This is a genomic window from Eikenella halliae (assembly GCF_001648475.1).
In the GTDB taxonomy this organism is placed as follows: domain Bacteria; phylum Pseudomonadota; class Gammaproteobacteria; order Burkholderiales; family Neisseriaceae; genus Eikenella; species Eikenella halliae.
This window is the reverse complement of the sequence record NZ_LXSQ01000023.1, coordinates 65,612-91,339: the sequence shown is the minus strand read 5'-3', so window position 1 is coordinate 91,339 and position 25,728 is coordinate 65,612. Positions and strand designations below refer to the sequence as shown.

The window sequence follows — 25,728 nt, the reverse complement described above, 5'->3', positions numbered from 1 at the left end:
CATGCAGCTAGCCACAAACCGTACGGCAACGCAGTGAGCAACCGCCTTGAACTTCATACCAATATGAGCAAAATCTTCTTTACCTCCGACCTCCACTTCTCCCACAAAAACATTGCCAAATTCTGCCCCCAGTTCCGCCGCTTCGCCAGCGTTGAAGAGATGGACGAACATCTCGTAGCCATGTGGAACAAAACCGTTTCCCCCGAAGATGAAGTGTACAACTTGGGCGACCTCAGCTTCTCCCACGACCTCAAACACATCACCCACCTACTCTCCCGCCTCAACGGCCGCCACCACCTGATTTTCGGCAACCACGACGACCTCATCCAACGCCACATCGGCCGATTCTTCCAAACCACCAAAGCCGACGGCCACCCCCTGCTCGCCTCCGCCCAACCCTACCTCAAGCTCAAGCTGCCAGAAATCAACAACACCCTGATTTTATTCCACTACCCCATCAACGAATGGGACGGCTGCCACAAAGGCTGGTATCACCTCTACGGCCACCTGCACGACCGCCTCGCCCCCCTCCCCGGCCGCGCCCTCAACGTCGGTTTCGACCTGCACGGCCGCTTTTTAAGCCCGCAAGACATCGACACCCTCCTGCGCCCCCTGCCCGCCGTGTCCCACTTCGGCGAAGCCGAACCCATGCCCGATACTCCCGATGCAGCCCGCAGCTGGGTGGAGCAAAAACTGGCCGAACTCAATCCCCCGGCAGCTGAATAGAATTTTCAGGTAGCCTTTATAACCAGCCAAACCGATTGGCAATACAAGGCAGCAAGCCGCACACAGCCTGGCAATACGGCAAAGCAAGCCCATGTTTTGGCGAAAGCCAAACCAGTTTGCCATAACACATCGGCATCCCATAAAAAACACTTGCCGCCAGCACAAATATCCCAACAGCTTCAACACCCAACTGCATCAAAAAAGGCTACCTGAAATCTTCAGGTAGCCTTTAAGCCCACACCGCCAGGCTTGTAACCCGCGGTTTCGGGTACAATGCAAAACCATTCCACCAACCCAAGGAGACCGCCATGAGCCGCCACAATCTGCAAAACCCCGAACTGGCTGACTACACCTTCCTGCAAGACATCTACAACGACAACAGCTTCCCCTTCGAGTTTGCCCAACGCGGCGAAGCAATCCTAGCCGATACCTGCCGCCAAATCGAAGCCGACCCGCCGTCTGATGCCGAAGCCCTCTACCTATTCACCCAAGCGGCCGCCGAACGTTTTAACCAACTGCGCGAAGAGTTCGACATCGAAGGCGGCAACACCCTGCGCGACGCCATCGGCAACGACCTCGCCTACATTGCCCAATGCTACGGCATCTACGACACCGACACCGAACGTCTCGCCGCCACACAAGACGATTGGTAAACCTCCTGCCTTCCCCAGGCTACCTGAAAGCCCGCCCCAAGCCAGCCAAATGCAGCACGGCAGCTTTCTGCGCTTCGAGGTGGGCGGGGTTAAAATAAAAATGGGGCAAAATGGCGGGCTGCAGGCAGTACACACGTTATATAGTGAATTAACAAAAACCAGTACAGCGTTGCCTCGCCTTGCCGTAACGTGTGTACTGTCTGCGGCTCGCCGCCTTGTCCTGATTTTTGTTAATCCACTATAGCAAGGCAGACCGCACAACAGTATTCTTGTGTTTCAATCCACTATAAAAAACTGCCTGAAAACCAAACCGGTTTTCAGGCAGCCTTTATTCTGCTTTCTGCGGGATAACAGTAGGTTTCAACCCACCATTCCATGGCATTCCGGAGATTGATGGGCTAAACCCATCCCACCGCCAATAGTCAAACTATAAAAAACATCCTGTATACAAATAAGCAGAACAATATATCCAACAACAGGCAAACGATTATCGGGCAAAATATTCTGACAGCTGCCGCTCCTTTAACGGGCAGACGGCAAAACGACAGATAAACAATCAACAGGCTTGCCAAATATTGCACCAGCAATTCGGCTACACCCGAGATGAAATCGCGGAAATCATGGTTGGGAATACCGGTGATGAAATCAGCCAGGGATGGCAGCTCACCCAATATCCATAAAATCAAAAGTACATTTAAAACAGACAATATGGCAGTGATTAGGTATCGGCGCATAGATTTCCCTTATCGGAGTCGATTTGATTTTTGACCGGTTTCAGGCTGCCTTTAATCTGCCGCAGGCTACGCTTGGAGCTGCTTTTCCAAATCATCGCAGGGAGATTTCACATAGCCGATAAAGCCCAGCTCACCTTGTTCCAACAGACTGTTGCGATTGCGGTCGGGATGGAGAAAGAGCGGGGTTCAGATAGTATCGCACCATGTCTTTCAACTGCTTGTCGTATGCAGCACAGAATGCAGTTCCGCCCACATCCGCCCGTTTGCCGGCCAATACCGCCTCCACCGTTTCCCGCGTTACAGCCTCATTGACAAATTCATCGTGCAGGGCAAGCTGCCGAACCCTGATTTCCTCACGCAATTCTCCATCTGCTGATATGGCGGAACATTCCCGCTCCCTTGCCCGCAAACGGACAACTTCGGGTTGCTCGATATTTTTCCAGCAAATACCGGCGCGAAAACCCAATGTGCTCATATCCATCAAGAAGGCACGGCAATCCCGAATAGGCGGATCGGCGGCAGCCAAAGCAGGCAGCAATAGTGTGAAGGCAAAAACCTTTCTCAACATGATTCGTTCCTTAGTTTTGCATATTCCTTAGTTTTGCATATTTAAGGCTACCTGAACAAGCCAAACCGGTTTTCAGGCAGCCTTTCTTTCAGCCCAACGGCCTCACACCACAATATTCACCAGCCGTTTCGGCACGACGACGATTTTCTTCGGCTCTTTGCCTTCCATAAACTTCTGCGCGCCGCCGGTGGCGAGGGCGGCGGCTTTCACAGCGGCTTCGTCCGCATCGGCGGCGATTTGGATTTTGTCGCGCAGTTTGCCGTTCACCTGCACCATCATTTCTATCTCGGTCTGCACCAGTGCGGCGTTGTCCACGGCGGGCCAGCTTTGCTGCCACAGGTTGCCGCCCACCAGTTCGCCCCACAGGGTTTCGCAGATGTGCGGAACGATGGGCGATAGCAGCAGGATAACGGCTTCCAGCACCTCGCGGGTGACGGCTTGGCCGTGTTTGCCGGAGGTGTCGGTTTTGTCGTACTGGTTCAGCAGCTCCATCACGGCGGCGATGGCGGTGTTGAACTGCTGGCGGCGGTCGTAATCATCGGTTACTTTGGCGATGGTGCTGTGCAGCTTGAAGCGCAGGTCTTTCAGGCTGCCTGACAGGGTTTCTTGGCTACCTGAAAACTTGCTCACGCCGCTGCCGCCGTTTTGCACGAATTCGTACACGGTGCGCCACAGGCGGCGCAGGAAGCGGTGCGCGCCTTCCACGCCTGCATCCGACCATTCCAGCGACTGCTCGGGCGGGCTGGCGAACATCATGAACAGGCGGGCGGTGTCCGCGCCGTAGGCATCGATGATTTGCTGCGGGTCCACGCCGTTGTTTTTGGATTTGGACATTTTTTCCACGCCGCCGATGACCACGGGCTGCCCGTCCGCTTCCAACACGGCGGATACGGGGCGACCTTTGTCGTCGGTCTGCACGCGCACTTCGGCGGGGTTGAACCATGTTTTTTTGCCGTCCGCGCTTTCGCGGTAATACGTCGCCGCCAACACCATGCCCTGCGTAAGCAGTTGTTTGAACGGCTCGCGCACGGACACGATGCCTTCATCATTCATCAGTTTGGTGAAGAAACGGGCATACAGCAGGTGCAGAATGGCGTGTTCGATGCCGCCGATATACTGGTCGGCCTGCCCCCAATACGCGGCGGCTTCGGGCGCGACCATATGCGCGTCGTCGCGTGGCGACATATAGCGGAACTGGTACCAGCTCGATTCCACAAACGTGTCCATGGTGTCGGTTTCGCGCTTGGCCGCGCCGCCGCATTTCGGACATTTTGTCTCGTAAAATTCGGGCATCTTGGCCAGCGGCGAACCAGAACCGTCGGGCACGACGTTTTCAGGCAGCACCACGGGCAAATCTTGCTCCGGCACGGGCACGTCGCCACATTGGTCGCAGTGGATAATCGGCACGGGGCAGCCCCAATAGCGTTGGCGCGAAATGCCCCAGTCACGCAGGCGGTATTGCGTTTTCGGCTCGCCCGCAGAAGCAGCCTGCAACTTGGCGGCGATGGCATCAAAGGCAGCCTGAAAATTCAAACCGTCCAAATCACCGCTGTTAATCAAGAAATTTTTCTCATTAAGAGCGAGGAATTTTCTCCACTCATCTTTAAATTCAATATTATTTTTTGCAAAAGGCGGCTCATTAGAAGGTGGATCATTAGGATGTCTAAATTGACTATTTTTACCTACTTGAGCTAGCAAAAATACTAATTCATCATTTACTAAACCACCATCTTTTTCATAATTATCAACATGAGTTCGTAGTCTCTCTTCCAGTTTCTGATTATTTTCACTGTTTAGAATATCTTGTTTTCTAATTGCTTGATTAGTACATCGCTCAATTTCGGCTAGGATTTCAGCATTTTTCTCACTAATACTAACAAGTTTACAAGGTAAGCCTTCTTTCTTAGCAAATTCAAAATCACGCTCATCATGCGCGGGCACGGCCATCACTGCGCCATCGCCGTAGCCCCATAACACATAATTTGCAACCCACACTGGCAGCTGATCCCCAGTCAATGGGTGAATGACATGGAATCCAGTAAATTCACCTTTTTTCTCCATGGTCGCCATGTCGGCTTCCGCCACGCTGCCCGCCTTGCATTCGGCAATGAACGCTTGCAGTGCAGGCTGCTTTTCGGCTGCGGCGGCGGCCAGCGGATGCTCGGCGGCCACGGCCACATACGTCGCGCCCATCAGCGTGTCGGGGCGGGTGGTGTACACCTGCACAAACTCGCAGTGGCTTTCAGGCAGCCCTTCGCGGCTGTCGGCGGCTACCTGAAAACGCACGGTCATGCCGCGCGATTTGCCAATCCAGTTGCGCTGCATGGTTTTCACCTGCTCGGGCCAGTCCAAACCGTCCAAATCCGCCAGCAGCTGCTCGGCGTAATCGGTAATTTTGAAGTAGTACATCGGGATTTCGCGTTTTTCCACCAGTGCGCCGGAACGCCAGCCGCGTCCGTCAATCACCTGCTCGTTCGCCAGCACGGTTTGGTCAATCGGGTCCCAGTTCACCGTGCCCAACTTTTTGTACACAATGCCTTTTTCAAACAGCTTGGTAAACAGGAGCTGCTCCCAGCGGTAGTATTCGGGGCGGCAGGTGGCGATTTCGCGCTCCCAATCCAGCGCAAAGCCAAGGCTCTGCAACTGCTTGCGCATATAGGCAATGTTTTCATACGTCCATTTGGACGGCGCGACTTGGTGGTTAATCGCCGCGTTTTCGGCGGGCATGCCGAACGCATCCCAACCCATCGGCTGCAACACGTTGAACCCCTGCATTTTTTTGAAGCGGCTGCGCACGTCGCCGATGGTGTAGTTGCGCACATGCCCCATGTGCAGCTTGCCGCTGGGATAGGGGAACATGGAGAGGCAGTAGAATTTGGGTTTGGAAGCGTCTTCGGACACATTGAACGCGCGTTCGGCCGCCCATTTCCGCTGCGCGGCGGGCTCGATGGCGGAGGGTTGGTAGAGTTCTTGCATGATGTCGTTTTACCGATGTTTTCGGATAGATTGGAAAGCTGCGGATTATAAGCCAGCAGCGGGGGCTACGCCAAACAAGATAGCGGTGGGGAAATAATCGGGCGGCTGTTGTTTGAAACAGCCGCCTGCGGCGTTTTACTGATTTTAAGCAAAATAAAGATTGAAACAAGCGCTATCGTTTTCCCACGGCCAGAGGCTACCTGAAAATACCGGCCTGAATAAACTAGGCACGGTAGTTGGCCGATACAAAGGATTCCTCCGTAAAGCCCGCATAAAAAAAGCCATCAATACCAAGGGAGGAAGTATTGATGGCCAACTTGCGGGAAAACGTCTACTTACTATCCATGCTGCCTACCAAGAAGCAGCACAGATGCGGCGCATTATATAGAACACTTCTCAGCTTGTCGCCACTTATTGTCTTTATTTACCTAAATACGGCAATCTACTGCAATAAAATTGCATTAAAACACAATTGCCAACAATATGAGTGTTTACTTTACTTAAGATTAGCGTCAGTATTTAAACAATATTTTTTAACACTTCTTCACTTTTTTACCTCGTTATGCCATGCTATGCTATGTCGTTTCGAGTGTTGCATTTTTGCCATCATCTACTGCATTCATCTTTTTAACGGCTTGACGCACCTTTTCCGGATCGCTTAAGCGCAGCAGCTTTTTCACCTGTACCGCCAGCTCGCCGGCGTGGCTTTGGATGATGACGTTCTTCACGGCCAAAAGGTTGCTGGCATTCATGGAGAAGCGGCGCAAGCCCAAGCCGAGCAGCAGGCGGGTGAAATGCAGGTCGCCGGCCATCTCGCCGCACACCGACACCGGCTTGCCCATGCGCTTGGCGGTGCTGAAAATATGGTGCAGCAGCTTCAATACTGCCGGATGGGCGGGCTGGTAGAGGTAGCTCACGCTATCGTCGCCGCGGTCTACCGATAAAGTGTACTGAATCAAATCGTTGGTGCCGACCGAGATAAAATCCAGATATTTCAAAATACTGCCCACGGTAAGCGCGGCGGAGGGGATTTCAATCATCGCACCCACCTGCACTTCGCCATATTCCATGCTGCGTTCGTCCAGCTGTTTACGGGCAACCACCAAATGATTGAGACATTGTCTCACCTCGTCCACCGAAGTAATCATCGGCCACATAATCTTTACCGGCCCCAGCGCCGCCGCGCGCAAAATCGCGCGCATTTGGGTGCGGAACATCATCGGCTCGGCCAAGCATAAACGGATGCCGGTCATGCCCAGCGCGGGATTGAGCGCGTGCCCCTCGCCGAACCAGCGCGGGTTTTTGTCCATGCCCAAATCCACGGTGCGCACGGTGAGCGGCTTGCCTTTGAGCTTTTTCACAATGCCGGCATACACGCGGTATTGCTCGTCTTCATCGGGCAGGTTGTCGCGGTTGAGAAACAGGAATTCACTGCGAAACAGCCCCACGCCGTCGGCAGAGAGGCGGTGCATCAGGCGCACATCCTGTGCGGATTCGATATTGGCCAACAGCTCGATGTCTGCGCCGTCTTTGGTGGTGGCGGTGATGTCTTTGAGCTTGTTGAGCAGGCGGCGCTGGCTGCGGTAAACGCGGTCGCGCTTGCGGTATTCGCTGAGGATTAAATCGTCGGGGTTGATGATCAGCACGCCGCTGATGCCGTCCACGATAATCCAGTCGTCTTGGCTGATGAGTTCGCGCGCATTGTAGAGCCCGATTACCGAGGGCATATCCAGGCTGCGCCCCAAAATGGCGGTGTGGCTGGTGGGGCCACCGGCATCGGTGGCGAAGCCGGCAATATGGCGTTCTTTAAAATACACCGCGTCGGCAGGTGACAAATCGTGGGCAATCAGGATGGTGTCGTCGTCTAATTCGCCTTCGGGCAGGAATTCGGTGTTCTGCCCCATCAGGTTTTGGTAAATCCGCTCGGCTACCTGAAGCATATCCTGCTTGCGTTCGCGCAGGTATTCGTCTTCAATCGCATCAAACTGCTCGGCCAGCCTGTCGGTTTGCAGCTTCAGCGCCCATTCGGCATTGATGGCCTGCGCGCGCAGAATATCAATCGGCTCGCGGGAAAGCGTAACGTCGGCCAGCAGCATCAGGTGCAGCGAAATAAACGCGCCCAATTCGGTTGGCGCATTTTCCGGAATGGCGCTGCGCAACTGCTCCAGCTGGCGGCGCGTGGCCTTGATGGCGGCATCGAAACGTTCGGCTTCCGCATCAATTTCTTCCGGCGCCAAATCCAGCTGCGGCACTTCCTCCATGCCGCGCACCACCAAATGCGCCCGCCCGATGGCAATCCCGCCGCCTGCTGCAAATCCGTGCAACACCACGCTCATGTTTATTCGCCTTCGTCAAAATAATTGTTGATTAACGCCACCAGCGCCTGCATGGCCGCCTGTTCGTCGGCGCCTTCGGTTTCAATTTCAATCACCGAGCCTTTGGCCGCCGCTAGCATCATCAAACCCATGATGCTTTTGCCGTTTACGCACTTGCCGTTGCGGCACACCCGCACTTCCGCCGTAAACGCGCCTGCCGTTTGCGTAAACTTGCTCGACGCGCGCGCGTGCAGCCCCAGTTTATTGATAATCTCCACTTCCTGCTTCAGCATACGCCCTGCTCCTCTTCCGGCAACACCAACATAATCCCCGCCAAGGCCGATTGGCGCACCGATTCGGCCAGCGCCAGCAAATCATCGGCCTTTTCCGCCTCCTGCACCGCCTTCACCATCATCGGCGCATTCAGCCCGGTGAGCATCACCATGCGGTGGTGCGGCAGCAGCCGGCGGCCGATATTGCACGGCGTGGCACCGAACACGTCGGCCAAAAGCAAAATGCCGTCGGCAAACGCCAAACGCTCCGCTGCTGCTTGGGCTCGTGCGGCAGCCGCATCCGCATCTTCATCCGGGTTCACGCCCACAACCGCCAGATGCGCCGGCATCTGCCCGAAAAAATGCCGGGCCAGCTTGGTGTACGACTCGCCCAGCGTTTCATGCGTGATAATCATCAAACCAATCATGTGTTTCTCATTCCATTGCAAAATTTTTTTCAGGTAGCCTTTAAGCAGGAAAACAGACTGAGGCTACCTGAAAACGTTTAATCGGGTATTTTCCGTTTTCAGGTAGCCTTTGGCAACAAGTAGGCGGCAAGCGGATACGGCCGGTTGCGCTAAGAATCAGGAAGCGGCAGCCGTCCCGCCTTCCGGCAATAAAAATTTCAGGTAGCCCCTGCTTGGCAACAGGCTACCTGAAACCCTAACTCAACCAATAATACACATACAGCCCGAAAATGCTGAACAGCACCACCAGCGCACAGCCCAGCTTCGCCACCACGCCCGCCACAAAGCCCAAGAGCGTACCCAAACCCACCTTGCCGGCCGCCCACAAACTGCGCCGTGCCGCAAATTCCCCTGCCGCCGCGCCAACCAGCGGGCCCAGCACCATGCCCGGCAGCGCGAAAAACAGCCCCACAACGCCGCCCGCCAGCGAGCCCCACAGCGCCTGTTTGCTCGCCCCGGTAAACTTCGCCCCCAGCAGCCCCGCCACATAATCCAGCGTCCAGGCCAGCGCCATAATCAGCCCCAACACCGTCAGCGCCGTGGTGCCGATAACTTCGTAATCCTGGCTGTAGGCCAAGAGCCAAGTGCCCGCAAACATCAGCGGCATTCCCGGCAGCAGCGGGTGTACCGCACCCGCCAAACCCGCCAGCAGCAACACCAGCGCCAAAATAATCAGCAAAGCCGTCATCATTAAATCCCTTAATCAAACAAGGCGGGCAACTTCCCGCACGCTCAAGCAAATAAGGCCGCCGCTGCCGATTTAAAGCCCGGGCGCTTTTGCCCGTTTGCCGCCCAAGGTATAATGCCGCCCCAAACATCGGCTGCCGTTTCCGGCACAGCCTTTCCATTTTCAGGTAGCCTGCCAGCGGCAGCCTGCCCCCACTACCCGAATCGGAGAAATATGAATCCCATCCTCAACACCGCCGTCAAAGCCGCCCGCCGCGCCGGCGACATGATGCTGCGTGCCGCCAACAACCTGCCCGCCGTGAAAATCGACAGCAAAGCCTTCAACGATTTCGTTTCCGACGTAGACCGCACCGCCGAGGAAATCATCCGCGAAATCCTGCAGGAAGCCTATCCCCGGCACAAAATCACCGCCGAAGAAGGCGGCAGCAGCGGCCCCGAAAAAGCCGAATATGAATGGATTATCGACCCGCTCGACGGCACCACCAACTACCTGCACGGCCATCCCCAATACGCCGTCAGCATGGCGCTGCTGCACAAAGGCGTCTTGCAAGAAGCCCTCGTTTACGCCCCCGAGCGCAACGACCTCTACCTCGCCTCACGCGGCCAAGGTGCCCTGCTCAACGACCGCCGCATCCGCGTATCCAGCCGCATCGAGCTCAACCGCTGCCTGATCGGCACCGGCTTCCCCGTGGTGGATCAAAGCATGATGGAACGCTACCTGAACATCCTGCGCGACTTCCTCGCCAAAACCGCCGGCGCCCGCCGCGAAGGCGCCGCCTCGCTCGATTTGTGCGCCGTGGCTTGCGGCCGCTTCGACGGCTTCTTCGAATTCAACCTCAAACCCTGGGACATCGCCGCCGGCGCACTGATCGTACAGGAAGCGGGCGGCATCGTAACCGATATGCGCGGCAACGAAGGCTGGCTCGAAAGCGGCGACATCGTAGCCGCCCCGCCCAAAGTGCTGGCACAAATGCTGCAAACCATCGCCCCGCACCTGGCCGCCTGATACTCTCTATACATACATAAAGGCTACCTGAAAACCGGCAACGCAAGTTTTTGCGAAGCTAAAGTTTCAGGTAGCCTTTTAAGCGGCCGGCCGATATATGGCAAGCCAGATGGGCTTTCAATATATAGTGAATTAAATTTACATCAGGACAAGGCGGCGAGCCGCAGACAGTACAGATAATACGGCAAGGCGAGACAACGCTGTACTGGTTTAAATTTAATTCACTATAAAGCGGCAGCCCGTGGGCAGCGCAGAAGCACGGCAAGGCGGGCAAACGCTGTAGCGAAAGCCAATTTGCCCCGCTATACAAACAGCTTGGTATGTTTATATTAATGATTGACAGACCCCTTGCCAGCTCTTATTCTGCCGCTATGAGTGCACACATGCTCATGGTCGCAACAATAAAGAATGTGAAGATAAAGCTTAACCAAACTTTATGGAGACGGATTCATGAACTTCCGAGAGAACCCAAGCCAAACCAATTTACCGGAAAACTTCGAGCTGCAAAGTGCGCAAATACCGGTAACCAGCTTTCGCGGGCTGATTATCGCCATTATTGCGGCCGTGATATCGGCTATTGCCTACCAAATCCTGCCCTATGGGCATTATCCCAATGCCGGGCTGACTATTTTGCTGTTTGTGGCCATTTTATGGTTTACCGAAGCGGTGCACATCACCGTTACCGCGCTTACGGTGCCACTATTAGCGATTTTCTTCAAAATTCCGGATATGGGCACCAAAGAAGCCTTTGCCGGCTTTTCCGATCCGATTATTTATGTGTTTTTCGGCGGTTTCGCGCTGGCGGCAGCCATGCACGTGCAGCGGCTGGATAGAAAAATCGCCATGCTGGTGATTTCGCTCTCGCGCGGCAATATGCTGGCGGCGGTGATGATGGTGTTTGCCGTTACCACCGGCCTGTCCATGTGGATCAGCAACACCGCCACCGCCGCGATGATGCTGCCCTTGGCCATGGGGCTGATGGGGCACGTCGATAAAGAAAAAGACCGCAAAACCTATGTATTCGTGCTGCTGGGCATTGCCTACTGCGCCAGTATCGGCGGCCTGGGCACGCTGGTGGGCTCGCCGCCCAACGCGATTGCCGCCAAAGCGCTCAATCTGGACTTCGCCGGCTGGATGAAGCACGGCCTGCCGATGATGCTGGTGTTGCTGCCGCTGATGCTGTTTTCCCTGTTTGTAGTGTTGAAACCGAACTTTGCCGAAAAAGTGGATTTGCAGCAAAAAGAAGACATTCCGTGGACTTTGCACCGCGTGATTACCGTCATCATTTTTGTGGTTACCGCCCTGTGCTGGATTTTCGGCGGGGATTTGGGCAAAGCCACCGGCATCAAATCGATCGACAGCTTCATCGCCATGATGGCGGCAGTGGCCGTGGTGATGTTCGGTGTGGTGAGCTGGCGCGAAGTGGCACGCAACACCGACTGGGGTACGCTGATGCTGTTCGGCGGCGGCATTACCCTTTCCGTATTGATGGAAAAATCCGGCGCTTCTGCTGCCTTGGGCAATGAAGTGGCGGCTTCTTTCGGCCATGCTTCCCCCTTGGTGATTATCTTGGTGGTGGCCGCGTTTATCATCTTCCTCACCGAATTCACCAGCAACACCGCATCCGCCGCGTTATTGGTACCGGTATTCGCCACCATTGCCGCCAAAATGGGCATGAATCAGGAAGTGTTGGTGCTGATTATCGGCATCGGTGCATCTTGTGCCTTTATGTTGCCTGTGGCCACGCCGCCCAATGCGATTGTGTTCGGCTCGGGGCTGATTAAGCAGAAAGAAATGATGCAGGTTGGCTTCCTGCTGAATATCCTATCCATCATCGTGGTATCGGCTTGGGCATACTTCTTCCTGACTTAACAAGAATAAGCCCGGCAGCTGCAGCGGATTAACAGCTTGCCAGGCTTACTCCTGCTATACCCATCGCATTGAAAAAGGCTACCTGAAAATTTTCAGGTAGCCTCTTCTTAATCAGTAGTCCACTTCTTAGATTGGCAAAGCCAGCATAGTTTTCTCCTTACCGCTCCCAGCTTGCTGGGAATGGCCTTTTCTGCGACACGGGTGCGAACTCAAACACTTTTCTACGTGCATTCCATTGCAGCGGGCGAATGCAGTTGTCGTATTGGGCGCGCACCCTACCACGCGTATTTTGCCCGCAGTATGCCCCACCTACGCCCAAATACAGGCGGCCGTTTATCATCCGCGCCCCTATTGCGCCATTACTAAACGCCTCCTTGGCCGAGCCGTCCGGCTGCCCTGCAAACACGGTTACCGGCCAGCCACCCGATCCGCCCAAATCAGCACCGCCGGCACACTCTGTTTCGCCCGAATCATAAACATAATCGGGGTATCCATCACCATTTAAATCAATGGTCTGTATTGCTTTGCTATAAGAAAACCGCCCACCCGAGCTACGGCAATTTTGCGCATCTTCATTAACCGCACGTTGCACCACAACTGGCAATTTAGCGGCAACAAATGAAGTTGCCAGACCCAATACGGCAGCTAAAACCAATTTTTTCATCTTCATAGCTATCTCCAGAAAATAGTTAAACAATACAAGGCAAAGAGGCGAAAACCAGCCCACATCCACCGAACATAAAGGCTACCTGAAAATCTTATTTCAGGTAGCCTCTTTATCAACTCAGCTTCGCCGCGTGTTCTCTGGTTTCATGGAACACAATATCCGGCCAGCGTTCCTGCGTCAGATTCAGGTTCACGCGGTTGGGCGCGAGGTAGGCGAGGTTGCCGCCTGCGTCGATGGCGAGATTGCCTGCATTGGCTTTTTCAAATTCCGCCAGCTTTTTCTTGTCTTCGCACGATACCCAGCGCGCCGACCAGATGGATGCGCTGTCAAACACGGCTTCCACGCCGTATTCGTTGGCGAGGCGCGAGGTAACGACTTCAAACTGCAACACGCCGACCGCGCCCAAAATCAAATCTGCGCCGCTCATCGGTTTGAAGACTTGTACCGCACCTTCTTCGCCGAGCTGTTGCAAACCTTTTTGCAGTTGCTTGATTTTCAGCGGGTTTTTGATGCGGACGCTGCGGAACAGTTCGGGGGCGAAGAAGGGGATACCGGTAAACGCCAGTTGTTCGCCTTCGGAGAAGCTGTCGCCGATTTGGATGTTGCCGTGGTTCGGGATGCCGATGATGTCGCCCGCGTAGGCTTCTTCCACCAGCTCGCGGTCGTGCGACATAAACGTTACCACGCTGGAGGCGGCGATTTCGCGGTTGATGCGCAGGTGTTTCATCTTCATGCCGCGCTCGAATTTGCCGGAGCAGACGCGCAAAAAGGCGATGCGGTCGCGGTGTTTCGGGTCCATATTGGCTTGGATTTTAAAGATAAATCCGGAAAATTTCGGCTCGTCAGGCTCGACCATGCGCACGGTCGCGTCGCGCGGTTTCGGAGCGGGCGCCCAGTCAATCAATGAATTGAGGATTTCCTGAATGCCGAAGTTGTTAATCGCCGAGCCGAAGAACACGGGCGTGAGGCTACCTGAAAGAAATTCGTCGAGATTGAACTCGTTGGAAGCAGCCTGCACCAATTCGATTTCGTCGCGCAACTGCTGGATTTCCAGCGGAAAGCGTTGTTCCAGTTCGGGATTGTTGATGCCTTTGATGATGTCGAACTCGTGCGGCAGGCGTTCGCCGCCCGCTTCAAAGAGATAGATTTCGTCGTTCAGGATGTGGTACACGCCTTTGAAGTTTTTGCCCATGCCGATCGGCCAAGTAACGGGCGCGCAGCGGATTTTTAAAATATTTTCCACTTCGTCCAGCAATTCCAAGGAATCGCGCACTTCGCGGTCGTATTTGTTCATGAACGTGACAATCGGCGTATTGCGCAGGCGGCAGACGTTCAAGAGTTTGATGGTTTGCGCTTCCACGCCTTTTGCCGCATCGATGACCATCAACGCGCTGTCAACGGCGGTCAAAACGCGGTAGGTGTCTTCAGAGAAGTCTTGGTGTCCCGGCGTGTCCAAGAGGTTGACGGTGTGGTCTTTGTAGTCGAACTGCATTACGCTTGATGCCACGGAAATGCCGCGCTGCTTCTCGATTTCCATCCAGTCGGAAGTGGCGAATTTGCCGGTTTTCTTGCCTTTTACCGTACCCGCGCTCTGAATCGCGCCTGAAAACAGCAAAAGCTTTTCGGTCAGCGTGGTTTTACCCGCGTCGGGGTGGGAGATGATGGCAAATGTGCGGCGGCGGCGCACTTGGTCTGGAATATTGGACATGGCGGAAAATCCGAATTGAAAATGGCGTATTTTAACATATTGCCGCGAAGGGAAAGGCTACCTGAAAAACGTGCAGGCTGTTTGAACGCAACGCGCTGCATCCGTTTTCAGGTAGCCTTTAGGGCGATTGACGGCTACTGAAAATATAAATGTCAGTTCAGAAAAATTTTACCAACCCAATAACCCCTTATTACATCTGATTTCCTTCGATAATTCTGCGTACTTGGCCTCATATTCCTTCTGAAGCGCATTACGCTTTTCATTACCTTCACGATCATACGGTAAAGGGTCTTGTGCAGCCGAAAACTCATCTCGGAGTTTTTGGCACTCCGATTGATGTGCCATAATTTTGTCTTTAAATTCAGCATCAATCTTAGTGTAGCTGCGGTCGCCGATATACATCGACTTTCCGTCATCCGACAATTTAAACGGTACGCCCTGCACAGACAGTACACCGTCTTTTTCATCCAACACGACCGCTTTCCTGGCCATTCCTAACGAATTGTTAATACCCATCAGGTTATTACCAAAATAATTGCCGTTTTCATGTTTGATTTCCATCACCTCTTCTACTCTATTGTTCTGCTCGCGCCAATAGCCCACATAATCATCCGCACTCTTGCCGCAGGCGGCCAACAAACAAACTGCCGTTATCAAAGCCAAACGTTTCAACATGATTTGCTCCTTATCAATACGAGTGGAAAAAAGATTTTCGGCAGTATATTGTTTTTTTTGATTTTTCAATTTTAATTTATACAGACTATTTCAGTTTGAGGGGCTACCTGAAAAAGCAGGCAAACCCGTCCGCCGATTTTTCAGGTAGCCTTCCCCTTGTATAATGCCGCCTTTGTTTATTTTCCCGCCGTCTTGCCATGTCCGACCTATTCGCCCCCGCCGCGCTTTCTGTTTCCGAGCTCAACCATCTGGCCAAAAACCTGCTGGAAGACCAGCTTGCCGGGCTGTGGGTGGGCGGCGAAGTGTCGAATTTGGTGAAGGCGGCGAGCGGGCACTATTATTTTGTTTTAAAAGACCAACACGCCCAGGTGCGCTGCACTTTGTTTAAGCATGCCGCCCGTTCGCTGGCTGCGCTGCTGCGCGAGGGCGAGGAAGTGGAGGTGTTGGGCAAAATCACGCTGTATGAGGCGCGTGGGGAGTTTCAGATTAATGTGCAGGAAGTGCGGCGCAAGGGGCTGGGGCAGCTGTTTGAGGCTTATGAACGGCTAAAGCAGCGCCTGCAGGCGGAAGGCTTATTCGATGTGGCACGCAAACGGCCGCTGCCTACCGCGCCGCAGTGTATCGGCGTGGTCACCAGCCTGGCGGCGGCGGCATTGCGCGATGTGGTCACCACGTTACGGCGGCGGGCGCCGGATGTGCGCGTGGTGGTGTATCCCACGGCGGTGCAGGGCGCGGGCAGCGAGTTTCAGGTAGCCTCGGCCATTGCAGCAGCGGCAGAACACGCGCAGGCGGATGTGTTGATTGTGTGCCGCGGCGGGGGCAGCATTGAGGATTTGTGGGCGTTTAACGAAGAAGCGGCGGTGCGCGCGGTGGCGGCCTCGCCGATTCCGGTGGTGAGCGGGGTGGGGCACGAAACCGATTTCACGCTCACGGATTTCGCCGCCGACGTGCGCGCACCCACGCCCACCGCCGCCGCCGAGATGGCCAGCCCGAACCGTGCGGAGCAGCTGGACAAAATGTGTCGCCTGCACAGCCATATGCGCCACACACTGCAACGGCGCTGCACGGACGCGGCACAACGGCTCGATTGGCATGCCGCGCAGTTGCGCCATCCACGCCAGAAATGGCAGGAGCAGCTGGCCGGTTTGTTGCGCAGCCGCCAAATGCTGGCCGACCATATGCTGCGCCACCTGCATCGCAAACAGGAGCAGCTGGCCTATTTGGCCGAGCTGTGCCGCCGCAGCCGGCCGCAAGTGCAAACCGTTGCTCGGCAGCTGCACACGCAGGCGGCACAACTCAACCGCCACATGGCCGCGCTCTTGGCGCAAAAGCAGGCGCAATGCCAAAGGCAGGCAGGCATTTTGGACGCCCTCTCGCCGCAACACACGCTGTCGCGCGGCTACAGCGTGATTACCGACCGTGCGGGCAAAGTGGTGCGCGATGCAGGCAGGCTGCACGGCGGGCAGGTGTTGCAGCTGCATTTCGAAACCGGCACGGCCAAGGCGCAGGTGTTGCCGCAACGCACCGGGCAGCAGGATTTGTTTGATTAGCGCGTGCAAACGGTTTTCAGGTAGCCTCACATCAGAAAGGCTACCTGAAAAAGAAAAACGGCTTCCTCTGTGGAAGCCGTTAGTTGTTTGACCGGTACGTTATGCCACGGTAAAACCTTCTGCTGAAATGGCGGCTTTGAATGCCTCGGCATCGAAGCCATCGCCGTATGTCACTACTACGCGTCCATCGTCATGGTTGGCATTCACCATTTTCACGCCCGCAACAGTTTCACCCTTCAAAACCAAGCGGTCCCCGTCCGTTTTATGCTTCATACCGGACACTTGAATCAACATTTGTGGCATATTAACCTCTAAATAATGTAGTTGATTGAAAATAAACAGCTAACCATACTGCACTGTTTTTGTACAATTATGCAATATGCATCACGAAAATATTGCCCAAACTTCTCATGCTTTCCCACAACATCCTTACTGCATCAAACAGGCAATATGCGCATTTTGCCTAGGTAGCGGCAACTTGTCCAGCATTATTCATCAGGGAAACCGCATTCATATCGCCCGGCACACAGCAGTATAGCCCTATGCTGCCGATGGCGAATTTGGTAAGATATTGATGAATACGAAAAGTTAAATAACTATAGTGGATTAACTATTAAATCAATAGGGCATTGGCCCGCTTTGCTATACGCATGTACCATTTGCAATCAGCCGCCCTGCTCTGATTCCGGTTGACCCACTATGAATGAAAGGGGTGGAAAAAATGATCAGCATTTTCGATATGTTCAAAATTGGCATCGGCCCGTCCAGTTCGCATACCGTGGGGCCGATGCGTGCCGGCGTGCTGTTCCGCAAACGGCTTATCGAACAGGGGCTGCTGGATAAAATTACCCGCTTCAGCGCCCATGTGTACGGCTCGCTCTCCTTCACCGGCAAAGGCCACGGCACAGACCACGCCATCATCGGCGGCCTGGCGGGCTACGAGCCGGATACGGTGGACACCACCGCCTTCCCCAAATTCATCGAACAAGTATTGCGCAGCAAAACCCTCACCGACATTGGCGGCCACCAAACCCCGTTCGACTACGAGCGCGATTTCGTGTTCCATTCTTCATTCCTGCCGCTGCACGAAAACGGCATGCGCCTGGAAGCCTATATCGGCGACGATCTGGCGGCGCAGGAAGTGTTTTACTCCATCGGCGGCGGTTTTGTGGTGACTGAAAAACAATTTGCCGACAGCGGCAAGCAATCTGCCCCCGTCAATGTACCCTATCCTTATGCTAATGCAGACGACCTCATCCGCCAGTGCAACGAACATAATCTCTCCCTCTCCGAATTGATGTTCCGCAACGAATGCGCCCTGCGGCCGGAGCAGGAAGTGCGCGACTATGTGCGTGCCGTGTGGCAGACCATGAGCGACTGCATCCAGCGCGGCCTGCACACCGAAGGCGTGCTGCCCGGCCCCATGCAAATACGCCGCCGCGCGCCGCTTTCGCGCAAACAGTTCGACAAAAACGGGCTGGACGACAAAGACCCGATGGCGGCGGTGGATTGGGTAAACATGGTGGCCTTCGCCGTCAACGAAGAAAACGCAGCGGGCGGGCGGGTGGTTACCGCTCCCACCAACGGTGCCTGCGGCATCGTGCCCACCGTGCTGGCCTACTACGACCACTTTATCCGCCGTGCCGATGAAGAGCATATCCTGTGTTATCTGATTACCGCCAGCGCCATCGGCAGCCTGTATAAGATGAATGCTTCCATTTCCGGCGCGGAGGTGGGCTGCCAGGGCGAAGTGGGCGTGGCCTGTTCCATGGCCGCCGCCGGGCTGACCGAGATTCAGGGCGGCAACATTGAACAGGTATGTATTGCCGCCGAAATCGCCATGGAGCACCATCTCGGCCTCACTTGCGACCCGGTGGGCGGCCAAGTGCAGGTACCGTGCATCGAGCGCAACGCCATTTCCTCCATCAAAGCCATCAACGCCTCGCGCATGGCGCTGCAACGCTCCACCGAGCCTGTGGTGTCGCTGGACGAAGTAATCAAAACCATGTATGAAACCGGCAAAGACATGAACCCGAAATACCGCGAAACCTCCACCGGCGGCTTGGCCACGCATGTGGTGCATGTGCTGTGTTGAGGCTTAATGCTGTTTAGTGCCGCAGAGACAGGAAGGCTACCTGAAAATGATTTTTCAGGTAGCCTTCTGATTGCAGCCACAGCCAAAGCAATTATTTCCCCTACCAAGTGGCAAGAAGCAAACAATAAATCCGCTTGGCAAAGCGCACCTACGCCATCGGGAATGAAACGCTTTAGCTATACGATATTAACGGTTTGCCTGTTACCCATTTCCCCCCAACTGTCGCCATCCTTTACCATACACTTTTTTACGCGCTTGAAAAGTTTTGTTTTAATGTTTGCCCGAACGCCAGATAGACCAGATAATCCACAAGCTGTTGGCAAAGGCCAAGAGATAGCCGAGAAAGCCCAGAAACGAGAGGCCGAACAGCTTCGGGCCGATATTGCTGCTGAGCAGGATGGACGAGCCGATAATCAGAGCCGCCGTTACCATGCCCATGGTCAGCCGGTTGGCGCTGTATTCCAAGTGCCGGTTCAGGGTGTCGAGGCGTTTCAAATCCAGGTTTACGTTTAACCGGCCGCTTTGCAGATTGCGGTTGAGACGCAGCAGGTTTTTGGGCAAATCGCCCAGCATCTGCCCCAGCATACGGCTTTGCGTGCGGCTTCTGCGCCAAAGTTGCTGTGGCAAAAGGCGTTGGCGGATAACTTTCTGCACAATCGGTTTGGCGTGCTCCAGCAGTTGGAAGCTGCCGTCCAGCCTTTTCACCACGCCTTCGAGGGTGAGCAGGGCTTTGAACAGCATCACCAAATCGCCCGGCAAGGCCAGCTCGTGTTCGCGCATGATGCGGGTTAAATCGTTAATTATCTGGCTCACGCGCAAATCGCGCACAGCGGTGTGTTCGTAGTCGAGCAGCATTTCCATCACGTCGGCGCCGAGCAGGTCTTCATCGGGAACTTCGCCTTGCGCCCAGTTGCTCAGAATATATTGCACGGCAAACGGGTCGCGGTGGATAAGGGCTTCAACCAGCGTATTGATTTCCTGCCGGCGCATCGGATTCAGGTAGCCCGTCATGCCGAAATCGATCAGGCCGATGCGCAAATCGGGATAAATAAAGATGTTGCCCGGATGCGGGTCGGCATGAAACAGGCCCTGCCCCAGTATCATATCAAGCAGCACATCGGTGATGCGGCAGGCCAGAATATGCCGCTCTTCGGCGTTAAGCAATTCGATGTCGGTATCTTTCAGCAAATCGGCGGCGATGTATTCCTGCATCAGCACCTGCCGGTTGCTGTATTCGGGATAGGCCTTGGGAATATGTACCGCCGGATGCTCGGCATACAGCGCGGCAAAACGCTGCAAATGGCGCATTTCGGCCAGCAAATCGGTTTCCCTGGCCAGGCTTTTGGCAAAATACTGCACCATCTGCACCGGCTGATAGCGGCGGGTTTCCGGCATTTCCGATTCGGTGAGCTGCGCCAGATGGGTTAGAATACGCAAATCCGCCCGGATGAGCGGTTCGATATCCGGCCGTCGCACCTTTACCGCCACCTCGCTGCCGTCGAGCAACACCGCGCGGTGCACCTGCGCGATGGAGGCGCTGCCCAAAGGCTCGCTGTCGATGTGCCGGAACACCTGCTCCGGCGGGCAGCCCAGCTGCTCGGTGAGCAGGGAGAGAATCGCCTCGAAAGGCAAAGGATTCGCGCTGCTTTGCAGATGCTCGAATTCCTCAATCCATTCGGTGTTGAAAATATCAACCCGGGTGGCCAAAATCTGGCCGAGCTTAACAAAGGTCGGCCCCAGCTCCTCAAACGCCAGCCGGAAACGGTGCGCCGTACTCGAACCGTCGGCATCTTCCTGCGCGGCCGAGCCGCCGAGCCAAGAAGCCCGGTTCAGCTGAATCCGGCTGAGAAAACCGCCCAAACCGTGCCGCGCCAGCGTGGCCACGATTTGACGCAAACGATTGATGTCGCCCAAAGCGGGCATGGCAGTTCTAACCATACGGCATCCCCTTTGCGGATAAAGTCCGCACAAACAGGCGCACAGCATAACATACGCGCCTGCCGGTGCGCACAAACCGCCCGATTGCGCACCGTTCGGCCAAACACATTGCCGCCCCTTACCGCACTATGCTATAACATGGGCAAAACAAGAAAGTTTCAGATTGATGAAGTGGATAAAACAAGCAACCCTCTGCGCCCTGGCCGCCCTGGCTTTCGGCCTCGCCCCCGCCGCACACGCCGCTCCGGAAGGATTGGATAACGACGCCCTCGAGCGCCTGATCCGCGAACGCACCGAACACGACGGCCACAGCAACTCTTCCTCATCTGGCCGCCGTTCTTCCGGCAGCCAAGACGAAGCCGGTGACCTCATCATGAACGCCATGAGCCTCATCGGCCTCTCCTACCGTTTCGGCGGCAATTCTCCCACCCAAGGCCTCGATTGCAGCGGCTTCATGCAATATATCTTCAAACGCAGCATGGGCATCACCCTGCCGCGCACTTCCGCCGAAATGGCCACCGTAGGCCAGCAGGTAGACCGTGCCAACCTCAAGCCCGGCGACATGGTATTTTTCGGCTCGGGCGGCCGCGTCTCCCACGTCGGCATGTATATCGGTAACGACCGCTTCATCCACGCCCCGCGCACCGGCCGCGACATCGAAATCACCAGTATGAACGGCAACTATTGGAAAAGCCGCTACATCACCGCCCGCCGGGTAGACCGCTCCTCCCGCTTCACCCATTAAAGGCCTGTATCATGAATATGCCCCCCATGCCCAAATGGTACAGCGACGACGGCAGCATCGTATCGTGCACCGAAAAAGTGAAAGTGATGCAGGAAAACATGCAAGAGCTCTACCAGCTCGCGCAAGACACTTTCGAAGACGCCCTGCTGATGGGCTGCAGTGAAACACAAGTGCGCGAATTCCTGCAAGATTTGGTGCGCAGCGTGCACAACCCGTATAACTGATATAGTGAATTAACAAAAATCAGGACAAGGCGACGAGCCGTAGACAGTACAAATAGTACGGCAAGGCGAGCCAACGCTGTACTGGTTTTTGTTAATTCACTATACAAAGCTGCATTCCCCGATTAAGCAAAGGCTACCTGAAACGCAAATAGGTTTTCAGGTAGCCTTTGTTGTGTTCGGCAATGGCATCACAGATGTTGGATGGTGTGCAGCAGGGTGTCCACATCGGATTCGGTGGTGGCCCAGCTGGTGCAGTAGCGCACGATTTGTCGGCCGTTTTCTGCCGGCCAGTAGGCCGCAAAACCAAATTCGCAGATGAAGTAGGCTGCTTGCGCTTCCGGCAGGATGGGGAATTGCTGGTTGGTGGCGGATGCGCCGTAGAAGGCGATGCCGCGCCCTTCAAAGGCTTGGCGGATACGGCGGGCGTGGGCGATGGCGTGGTGGCAGACGGTTTGGTATAGGTTGTCGGTAAACAGGGTGTCGAACTGGATGCCGAGCAGGCGGCCTTTGGCGAGCAGGCCGCCGTGTTGTTTGATGGTGGCGCGGAAATGGGGTTGAAGCGCGGGGTTGGTGATGACGACGGCTTCGCCAAACAGGGCGCCGCATTTGGTGCCGCCGATATAAAACACATCAGCCAATTCGGCGAGGGCGGGCAGGGTGAGGTCGCTCACTTCGGGGTGCAGGGCGTAGCCGAGGCGTGCACCATCCACAAACAGCGGCAGGCCGTGGCGGCGGCACACTTGCGAGAGCGCGGCAAGTTCGGCTTGGCTGTATGCCGTGCCAAGCTCGGTAGGCTGCGAAACGTATACCATGCCGGGCTGGACGATGTGCTCTTTGATCGGGCTGGTGGCGTAGTATTGTTCGATGAAGTCCTGCACTTGCTGCGCGCCGAGCTTGCCGTCGGCAGCGGGCAGGGCGAGCACTTTGTGGCCGGAGGCTTCGATGGCGCCGGTTTCGTGGGTGGCGATGTGGCCGGATTCGGCAGCGATAACGCCTTGGTGCGGCCGCAGGATATGGGCGATCACGGCGGCATTGGTTTGCGTACCGCCCACCAGGAAATGCACATCGGCTGCCTGGCTGCCAATGGCAGAGCGGATTTTGGCGCGGGCAGACTCGCAGTAGGGATCAAGGCCGTAGCCCGGGGTTTGCTCAAGATTGCTGTGAATCATGCGCTCAAGAATGGCCGGATGGCAGCCGGAGAGATAGTCGTTGCTAAAAGAGGGCATGGTCGAGCCTTTCTGCAAAAGGCGGGGATTATATGACGGATTAGCGGAAATCGATACGGCGCTGGCCGCCCTTGCTGCACTGCCGCACTACCGCCCTGCCCTCGCCCCGCCAAATGCCGCAAAAAGGCTACCTGAAATGCCAATCCCGCAGGAATATCGTTGCGGCGGCGTTTTCAGGTAGCCTCCATCCTCCACTGCCGATGCCATGTATAGCCGAAATGATTTTTCTCCATGCCGGGCGGCGAGCCGCAGCGCAGGCAACACACACGTTACGGCAAGGCGGGCTAGAGTGATGGGAAGTGAAGTATTTAGTCATAAAGGCTACCTGAAAGCATCGTCCAATCAAGTTAAAACCCAGCCCCACGGCTTTCAGGTAGCCTCAACAGCCATTGCCTTTCTCTATCACACCCGAACGGCAGCCGGCTAACGGGCTGACAAGCATTTCGGCAGCGGCGTATAATCCCGCGCGTTATCGGCTGCCGCACCCAACCGGCCTTTTGTGCCGCAAAGGCAGACAAACCACTAATAAACAACAATAATCCACAGACCCAATCAAAGGAACACACCCATGGCGCAACCTCCGAAAGAGCAGGTGATTTCCCTGTATCAGGGCGCGAAACGCATTCACCCCAAGCTGGCCAAAGGCCGTTTTGCCAACCTGCGCCTGTGGGCGATTCTGGCCACGCAGTTCGTGTTTTACGTTACCCCGTGGTTCAATCTGAACGGCCGCCAGGCAGTGTGGTTCGACATTCCCGGCCGCCGCTTCCACATCTTCGCCTTCACGCTCGTGCCCAACGATTTAATCTACCTCACCGGCCTGCTGCTGCTCTCGGCCTTCGGCCTGTTTTGGTGGACCACCATCGCCGGGCGCTTGTGGTGCGGCTATGCCTGCCCGCAAACGGTCTATACCGAAATCATGCTGTGGATCGACCACTTGGTGGAAGGCGACCGCAACAAGCGGCTCAAGCTCGATAAATCGCCGTGGAACTTCACCAAAATCCGCATCAAGGCCACCAAATACCTGTTGATTTTCCTGGTTTGCGCCTGGACGGGCATCACCTTCGCCGGCTGGTTCAGCCCCATCCGCGCGCTGGTAACGCACATCTTCACGCTCAACTGGGCGGCCGTTTCCGGCGCGGCGCTGATTGCCGCCGCGCTCTACGGCGGCGCCACCTGGCTGTTTGCCCACATCCTGCGCGAGCAGGTGTGCAAATACATGTGCCCTTACGCCCGCTTCCAAAGCGCCATGTTCGACCGCGACACGCTGATTATTTCCTACGACCCGGCACGCGGCGAGCCGCGCGGGGCACGCAAGAAAAACGTGCAGCGCGAAGACACCGATTTGGGCGACTGCATCAACTGCACCATGTGCGTGCAGGTGTGCCCGGTGGGCATCGACATCCGCGACGGCCTGCAATACGAATGCATCGGCTGCGCCGCCTGCATCGATGCCTGCGACGACATCATGGACAAAATGGGCTATCCGCGCGGTCTCATCCGCTACACCACCGAAGGCGCGCTGGAAAAAGACTATCCGGAAAGCAAAATCCCGCGCCGTATGCTGCGCCCGCGCGTGTTGGGCTACGGCACGGTTTTGGCCGTGGTGGCCGTGGGTCTGGCGGTGGGTCTCCTGCTGCGCCAAGACGTGCACATCGACATCATCAAAGACCGGGGCGTGATGGTGCGCCAAAACCAAGACGGCTGGCTGGAAAACGCCTACAACCTGCGCATCAGCAATACCGGCGAGCGCGCAAAAATCCTCACCGCCTCGGTTTCCGGCCTAGAAGACATCAAAATCACCGGCCTGCCCGAAGGCGGCCTACGCGTGGGCGGCAACGACAGCGTTTCCATCCCCGTTCAGGTAGCCGTGTTGCCCGACTACGCCGAACGGGGCAGCAACCCCATTGTTTTCACCTTCCGCTACGCTGATGCCGAAAAGCCGGACGAAGTCGACACCATCACCACCAAAAGCACCTTCACCGGAGAATAAGCACATGAGCACGCCCACCCCGCCCCGCGACAACAGCACCCCGACCAAGCCATGGTACAAACACCCCTGGCCGTGGCTGCTGATGGCCGGGCCGGCTATTGTGGTGGCGGCCGGTTTCTACACTTATTACTTGGCCGCCACCAAAAACAACCCCTCGCTGGTTACCGACGATTACTACCGCGAAGGTAAAAACATCGCCCTGCAAATGGAGCGCGACCAAGAAGCCGAACGCCGGCAAATCCGTGCCGAATTGCTCGTCAGCCCCGACAACAGCCGCGCCAAAATCCTGCTCAGCGGCAATATCGAGCCTGATGTGCCGCTCAAACTGCTGTGGCTGCACCCCGCCCGCAGCGAATACGACCAAACCGTAACGATGCAGCGGCAGGGTAGTGCCGCAGCGACGGCGAATCGGGTAGAATATGCCGCAGATTTCCAAGCCCTGCGCCCTGCCGACCATTGGTATGTACGCCTGGAAGACAGCGCCGGCAAATGGCGCGTGCAAGGCATTTGGTATCCCAAACGCGGCAACAGCCTGAGCCTAGTGCCGATGCCCCAGCCGGCGGCGCCCAATCCGCCAAAAGCCAAGCAGTAGCCTCAGGCTGGGCAGGCATTGGATTTTTCAGGTAGCCTCAAG

At 55.8% G+C, this 25,728-nt stretch carries 24 protein-coding genes; 11 read left to right on the top strand and 13 right to left on the bottom strand.

The genetic code is table 11. The annotated features are described in order from the left end of the window. The first annotated feature begins 63 nt into the window (after window positions 1–63). A complete protein-coding gene (locus A7Q00_RS10055; protein WP_064090409.1) occupies window positions 64–726 on the top strand; it encodes a metallophosphoesterase in 663 nt (220 codons plus the stop codon). Between the two features lie 308 nt (window positions 727–1,034). Further along, window positions 1,035–1,379, top strand: coding sequence for a DUF5713 family protein (locus A7Q00_RS10050; protein WP_064090408.1), 345 nt, complete (start codon window positions 1,035–1,037; stop codon window positions 1,377–1,379). A gap of 422 nt (window positions 1,380–1,801) precedes the next feature. Here A7Q00_RS10050 and A7Q00_RS10045 read toward each other — a convergent pair whose 3' ends face one another. The 3 genes from A7Q00_RS10045 to leuS all read right to left on the bottom strand — a co-directional run bounded on the left by A7Q00_RS10045 (window position 1,802) and on the right by leuS (window position 5,657). Beyond that, complete coding sequence (locus tag A7Q00_RS10045; protein ID WP_064090407.1) at window positions 1,802–2,113, bottom strand: hypothetical protein; 312 nt, start codon at window positions 2,111–2,113, stop codon at window positions 1,802–1,804. Between the two features lie 130 nt (window positions 2,114–2,243). Beyond that, complete coding sequence (locus A7Q00_RS10040; RefSeq protein ID WP_064090406.1) at window positions 2,244–2,681, bottom strand: hypothetical protein; 438 nt, start codon at window positions 2,679–2,681, stop codon at window positions 2,244–2,246. Between the two features lie 102 nt (window positions 2,682–2,783). Further along, window positions 2,784–5,657, bottom strand: a complete 2,874-nt coding sequence (leuS, locus tag A7Q00_RS10035) for a leucine--tRNA ligase (protein ID WP_064090405.1) — start codon at window positions 5,655–5,657, stop codon at window positions 2,784–2,786. A gap of 160 nt (window positions 5,658–5,817) precedes the next feature. Here leuS and A7Q00_RS13680 point away from each other — a divergent pair, with 160 nt between their 5' ends. Then, a complete protein-coding gene (locus A7Q00_RS13680) occupies window positions 5,818–6,045 on the top strand; it encodes a hypothetical protein (RefSeq protein ID WP_156503805.1) in 228 nt (75 codons plus the stop codon). A 187-nt stretch (window positions 6,046–6,232) separates the two neighbouring features. Here A7Q00_RS13680 and ptsP read toward each other — a convergent pair whose 3' ends face one another. From ptsP to A7Q00_RS10015, 4 genes are all read right to left on the bottom strand, one after another. Then, on the bottom strand, window positions 6,233–7,993 hold the full coding sequence (ptsP, locus tag A7Q00_RS10030; protein WP_064090404.1) for a phosphoenolpyruvate--protein phosphotransferase: 1,761 nt from the start codon (window positions 7,991–7,993) through the stop codon (window positions 6,233–6,235). 2 nt (window positions 7,994–7,995) lie between these two features. Beyond that, window positions 7,996–8,265: an HPr family phosphocarrier protein gene (locus A7Q00_RS10025; protein ID WP_064090403.1), complete on the bottom strand. Its 270-nt coding sequence runs from the start codon at window positions 8,263–8,265 to the stop codon at window positions 7,996–7,998. Continuing rightward, a complete protein-coding gene (locus A7Q00_RS10020; RefSeq protein ID WP_064090402.1) occupies window positions 8,259–8,672 on the bottom strand; it encodes a PTS sugar transporter subunit IIA in 414 nt (137 codons plus the stop codon). Before A7Q00_RS10020 ends, A7Q00_RS10025 begins: the two co-directional genes overlap by 7 nt. A gap of 235 nt (window positions 8,673–8,907) precedes the next feature. After that, window positions 8,908–9,399 carry a DUF456 domain-containing protein gene (locus A7Q00_RS10015; protein ID WP_064090401.1) on the bottom strand — a complete coding sequence of 164 codons (492 nt, stop codon included), beginning with the start codon at window positions 9,397–9,399 and terminating at the stop codon, window positions 8,908–8,910. Between the two features lie 213 nt (window positions 9,400–9,612). Here A7Q00_RS10015 and A7Q00_RS10010 point away from each other — a divergent pair, with 213 nt between their 5' ends. Next, window positions 9,613–10,404 (top strand): inositol monophosphatase family protein, encoded by a 792-nt coding sequence (locus A7Q00_RS10010; RefSeq protein ID WP_064090400.1) that lies wholly within the window; start codon window positions 9,613–9,615, stop codon window positions 10,402–10,404. A 450-nt stretch (window positions 10,405–10,854) separates the two neighbouring features. Continuing rightward, the gene (locus A7Q00_RS10005; RefSeq protein WP_064090399.1) at window positions 10,855–12,276 is read left to right on the top strand and encodes an SLC13 family permease; all 1,422 of its coding nucleotides are present in this window, start codon (window positions 10,855–10,857) and stop codon (window positions 12,274–12,276) included. Between the two features lie 157 nt (window positions 12,277–12,433). Here A7Q00_RS10005 and A7Q00_RS10000 read toward each other — a convergent pair whose 3' ends face one another. The 3 genes from A7Q00_RS10000 to A7Q00_RS09990 all read right to left on the bottom strand — a co-directional run bounded on the left by A7Q00_RS10000 (window position 12,434) and on the right by A7Q00_RS09990 (window position 15,326). Continuing rightward, window positions 12,434–12,946 carry a hypothetical protein gene (locus A7Q00_RS10000; RefSeq protein WP_245637559.1) on the bottom strand — a complete coding sequence of 171 codons (513 nt, stop codon included), beginning with the start codon at window positions 12,944–12,946 and terminating at the stop codon, window positions 12,434–12,436. 109 nt (window positions 12,947–13,055) lie between these two features. Further along, complete coding sequence (locus A7Q00_RS09995) at window positions 13,056–14,651, bottom strand: peptide chain release factor 3 (protein WP_064090398.1); 1,596 nt, start codon at window positions 14,649–14,651, stop codon at window positions 13,056–13,058. Between the two features lie 168 nt (window positions 14,652–14,819). Next, a complete protein-coding gene (locus A7Q00_RS09990) occupies window positions 14,820–15,326 on the bottom strand; it encodes a DUF2147 domain-containing protein (protein ID WP_064090502.1) in 507 nt (168 codons plus the stop codon). Window positions 15,327–15,523: 197 nt separating this feature from the next. On the opposite strand from A7Q00_RS09990, the gene xseA reads away from it, so the two are divergent. Beyond that, complete coding sequence (xseA, locus tag A7Q00_RS09985) at window positions 15,524–16,876, top strand: exodeoxyribonuclease VII large subunit (RefSeq protein ID WP_064090397.1); 1,353 nt, start codon at window positions 15,524–15,526, stop codon at window positions 16,874–16,876. Window positions 16,877–16,975: 99 nt separating this feature from the next. Here xseA and A7Q00_RS09980 read toward each other — a convergent pair whose 3' ends face one another. Next, entirely contained in the window at window positions 16,976–17,179 is a 204-nt protein-coding gene (locus A7Q00_RS09980) for a hypothetical protein (RefSeq protein ID WP_064090396.1), read from the bottom strand. Between the two features lie 418 nt (window positions 17,180–17,597). Between A7Q00_RS09980 and A7Q00_RS09975 the strand changes: the two genes are divergently transcribed. Beyond that, window positions 17,598–18,971: an L-serine ammonia-lyase gene (locus A7Q00_RS09975; RefSeq protein ID WP_064090501.1), complete on the top strand. Its 1,374-nt coding sequence runs from the start codon at window positions 17,598–17,600 to the stop codon at window positions 18,969–18,971. Window positions 18,972–19,241: 270 nt separating this feature from the next. Here A7Q00_RS09975 and A7Q00_RS09970 read toward each other — a convergent pair whose 3' ends face one another. After that, a complete protein-coding gene (locus tag A7Q00_RS09970) occupies window positions 19,242–20,909 on the bottom strand; it encodes an ABC1 kinase family protein (RefSeq protein ID WP_064090395.1) in 1,668 nt (555 codons plus the stop codon). A gap of 166 nt (window positions 20,910–21,075) precedes the next feature. Between A7Q00_RS09970 and A7Q00_RS09965 the strand changes: the two genes are divergently transcribed. Together A7Q00_RS09965 and A7Q00_RS09960 are read left to right on the top strand one after the other, a co-directional pair. Further along, window positions 21,076–21,654, top strand: coding sequence for a C40 family peptidase (locus A7Q00_RS09965; RefSeq protein ID WP_064090394.1), 579 nt, complete (start codon window positions 21,076–21,078; stop codon window positions 21,652–21,654). Between the two features lie 11 nt (window positions 21,655–21,665). Further along, complete coding sequence (locus A7Q00_RS09960; RefSeq protein WP_064090393.1) at window positions 21,666–21,878, top strand: hypothetical protein; 213 nt, start codon at window positions 21,666–21,668, stop codon at window positions 21,876–21,878. 188 nt (window positions 21,879–22,066) lie between these two features. Here the strand turns inward: A7Q00_RS09960 and A7Q00_RS09955 are convergent, their stop codons facing one another. Continuing rightward, window positions 22,067–23,104: a threonine aldolase family protein gene (locus tag A7Q00_RS09955; RefSeq protein ID WP_064090392.1), complete on the bottom strand. Its 1,038-nt coding sequence runs from the start codon at window positions 23,102–23,104 to the stop codon at window positions 22,067–22,069. Between the two features lie 568 nt (window positions 23,105–23,672). On the opposite strand from A7Q00_RS09955, the gene ccoG reads away from it, so the two are divergent. Both ccoG and A7Q00_RS09945 read left to right on the top strand, forming a co-directional pair. Then, complete coding sequence (gene ccoG / locus A7Q00_RS09950; protein WP_064090391.1) at window positions 23,673–25,094, top strand: cytochrome c oxidase accessory protein CcoG; 1,422 nt, start codon at window positions 23,673–23,675, stop codon at window positions 25,092–25,094. A 4-nt stretch (window positions 25,095–25,098) separates the two neighbouring features. After that, window positions 25,099–25,686: a FixH family protein gene (locus A7Q00_RS09945; protein WP_064090390.1), complete on the top strand. Its 588-nt coding sequence runs from the start codon at window positions 25,099–25,101 to the stop codon at window positions 25,684–25,686. Window positions 25,687–25,728: the final 42 nt, after the last annotated feature.

What these genes read in the sequence shown, in the direction of transcription:
- A7Q00_RS10055 (WP_064090409.1), top strand. Translation starts at nt 64, where the DNA reads ATGAGCAAAATCTTCTTTACCTCCGACCTCCACTTCTCCCACAAAAAC.
- A7Q00_RS10050 (WP_064090408.1), top strand. Translation starts at nt 1,035, where the DNA reads ATGAGCCGCCACAATCTGCAAAACCCCGAACTGGCTGACTACACCTTC.
- A7Q00_RS10045 (WP_064090407.1), bottom strand. Translation starts at nt 2,113, where the DNA reads ATGCGCCGATACCTAATCACTGCCATATTGTCTGTTTTAAATGTACTT.
- A7Q00_RS10040 (WP_064090406.1), bottom strand. Translation starts at nt 2,681, where the DNA reads ATGTTGAGAAAGGTTTTTGCCTTCACACTATTGCTGCCTGCTTTGGCT.
- leuS (WP_064090405.1), bottom strand. Translation starts at nt 5,657, where the DNA reads ATGCAAGAACTCTACCAACCCTCCGCCATCGAGCCCGCCGCGCAGCGG.
- ptsP (WP_064090404.1), bottom strand. Translation starts at nt 7,993, where the DNA reads ATGAGCGTGGTGTTGCACGGATTTGCAGCAGGCGGCGGGATTGCCATC.
- A7Q00_RS10025 (WP_064090403.1), bottom strand. Translation starts at nt 8,265, where the DNA reads ATGCTGAAGCAGGAAGTGGAGATTATCAATAAACTGGGGCTGCACGCG.
- A7Q00_RS10020 (WP_064090402.1), bottom strand. Translation starts at nt 8,672, where the DNA reads ATGATTGGTTTGATGATTATCACGCATGAAACGCTGGGCGAGTCGTAC.
- A7Q00_RS10015 (WP_064090401.1), bottom strand. Translation starts at nt 9,399, where the DNA reads ATGACGGCTTTGCTGATTATTTTGGCGCTGGTGTTGCTGCTGGCGGGT.
- A7Q00_RS10010 (WP_064090400.1), top strand. Translation starts at nt 9,613, where the DNA reads ATGAATCCCATCCTCAACACCGCCGTCAAAGCCGCCCGCCGCGCCGGC.
- A7Q00_RS10005 (WP_064090399.1), top strand. Translation starts at nt 10,855, where the DNA reads ATGAACTTCCGAGAGAACCCAAGCCAAACCAATTTACCGGAAAACTTC.
- A7Q00_RS10000 (WP_245637559.1), bottom strand. Translation starts at nt 12,946, where the DNA reads ATGAAGATGAAAAAATTGGTTTTAGCTGCCGTATTGGGTCTGGCAACT.
- A7Q00_RS09995 (WP_064090398.1), bottom strand. Translation starts at nt 14,651, where the DNA reads ATGTCCAATATTCCAGACCAAGTGCGCCGCCGCCGCACATTTGCCATC.
- A7Q00_RS09990 (WP_064090502.1), bottom strand. Translation starts at nt 15,326, where the DNA reads ATGTTGAAACGTTTGGCTTTGATAACGGCAGTTTGTTTGTTGGCCGCC.
- xseA (WP_064090397.1), top strand. Translation starts at nt 15,524, where the DNA reads ATGTCCGACCTATTCGCCCCCGCCGCGCTTTCTGTTTCCGAGCTCAAC.
- A7Q00_RS09980 (WP_064090396.1), bottom strand. Translation starts at nt 17,179, where the DNA reads ATGCCACAAATGTTGATTCAAGTGTCCGGTATGAAGCATAAAACGGAC.
- A7Q00_RS09975 (WP_064090501.1), top strand. Translation starts at nt 17,598, where the DNA reads ATGATCAGCATTTTCGATATGTTCAAAATTGGCATCGGCCCGTCCAGT.
- A7Q00_RS09970 (WP_064090395.1), bottom strand. Translation starts at nt 20,909, where the DNA reads ATGGTTAGAACTGCCATGCCCGCTTTGGGCGACATCAATCGTTTGCGT.
- A7Q00_RS09965 (WP_064090394.1), top strand. Translation starts at nt 21,076, where the DNA reads ATGAAGTGGATAAAACAAGCAACCCTCTGCGCCCTGGCCGCCCTGGCT.
- A7Q00_RS09960 (WP_064090393.1), top strand. Translation starts at nt 21,666, where the DNA reads ATGAATATGCCCCCCATGCCCAAATGGTACAGCGACGACGGCAGCATC.
- A7Q00_RS09955 (WP_064090392.1), bottom strand. Translation starts at nt 23,104, where the DNA reads ATGCCCTCTTTTAGCAACGACTATCTCTCCGGCTGCCATCCGGCCATT.
- ccoG (WP_064090391.1), top strand. Translation starts at nt 23,673, where the DNA reads ATGGCGCAACCTCCGAAAGAGCAGGTGATTTCCCTGTATCAGGGCGCG.
- A7Q00_RS09945 (WP_064090390.1), top strand. Translation starts at nt 25,099, where the DNA reads ATGAGCACGCCCACCCCGCCCCGCGACAACAGCACCCCGACCAAGCCA.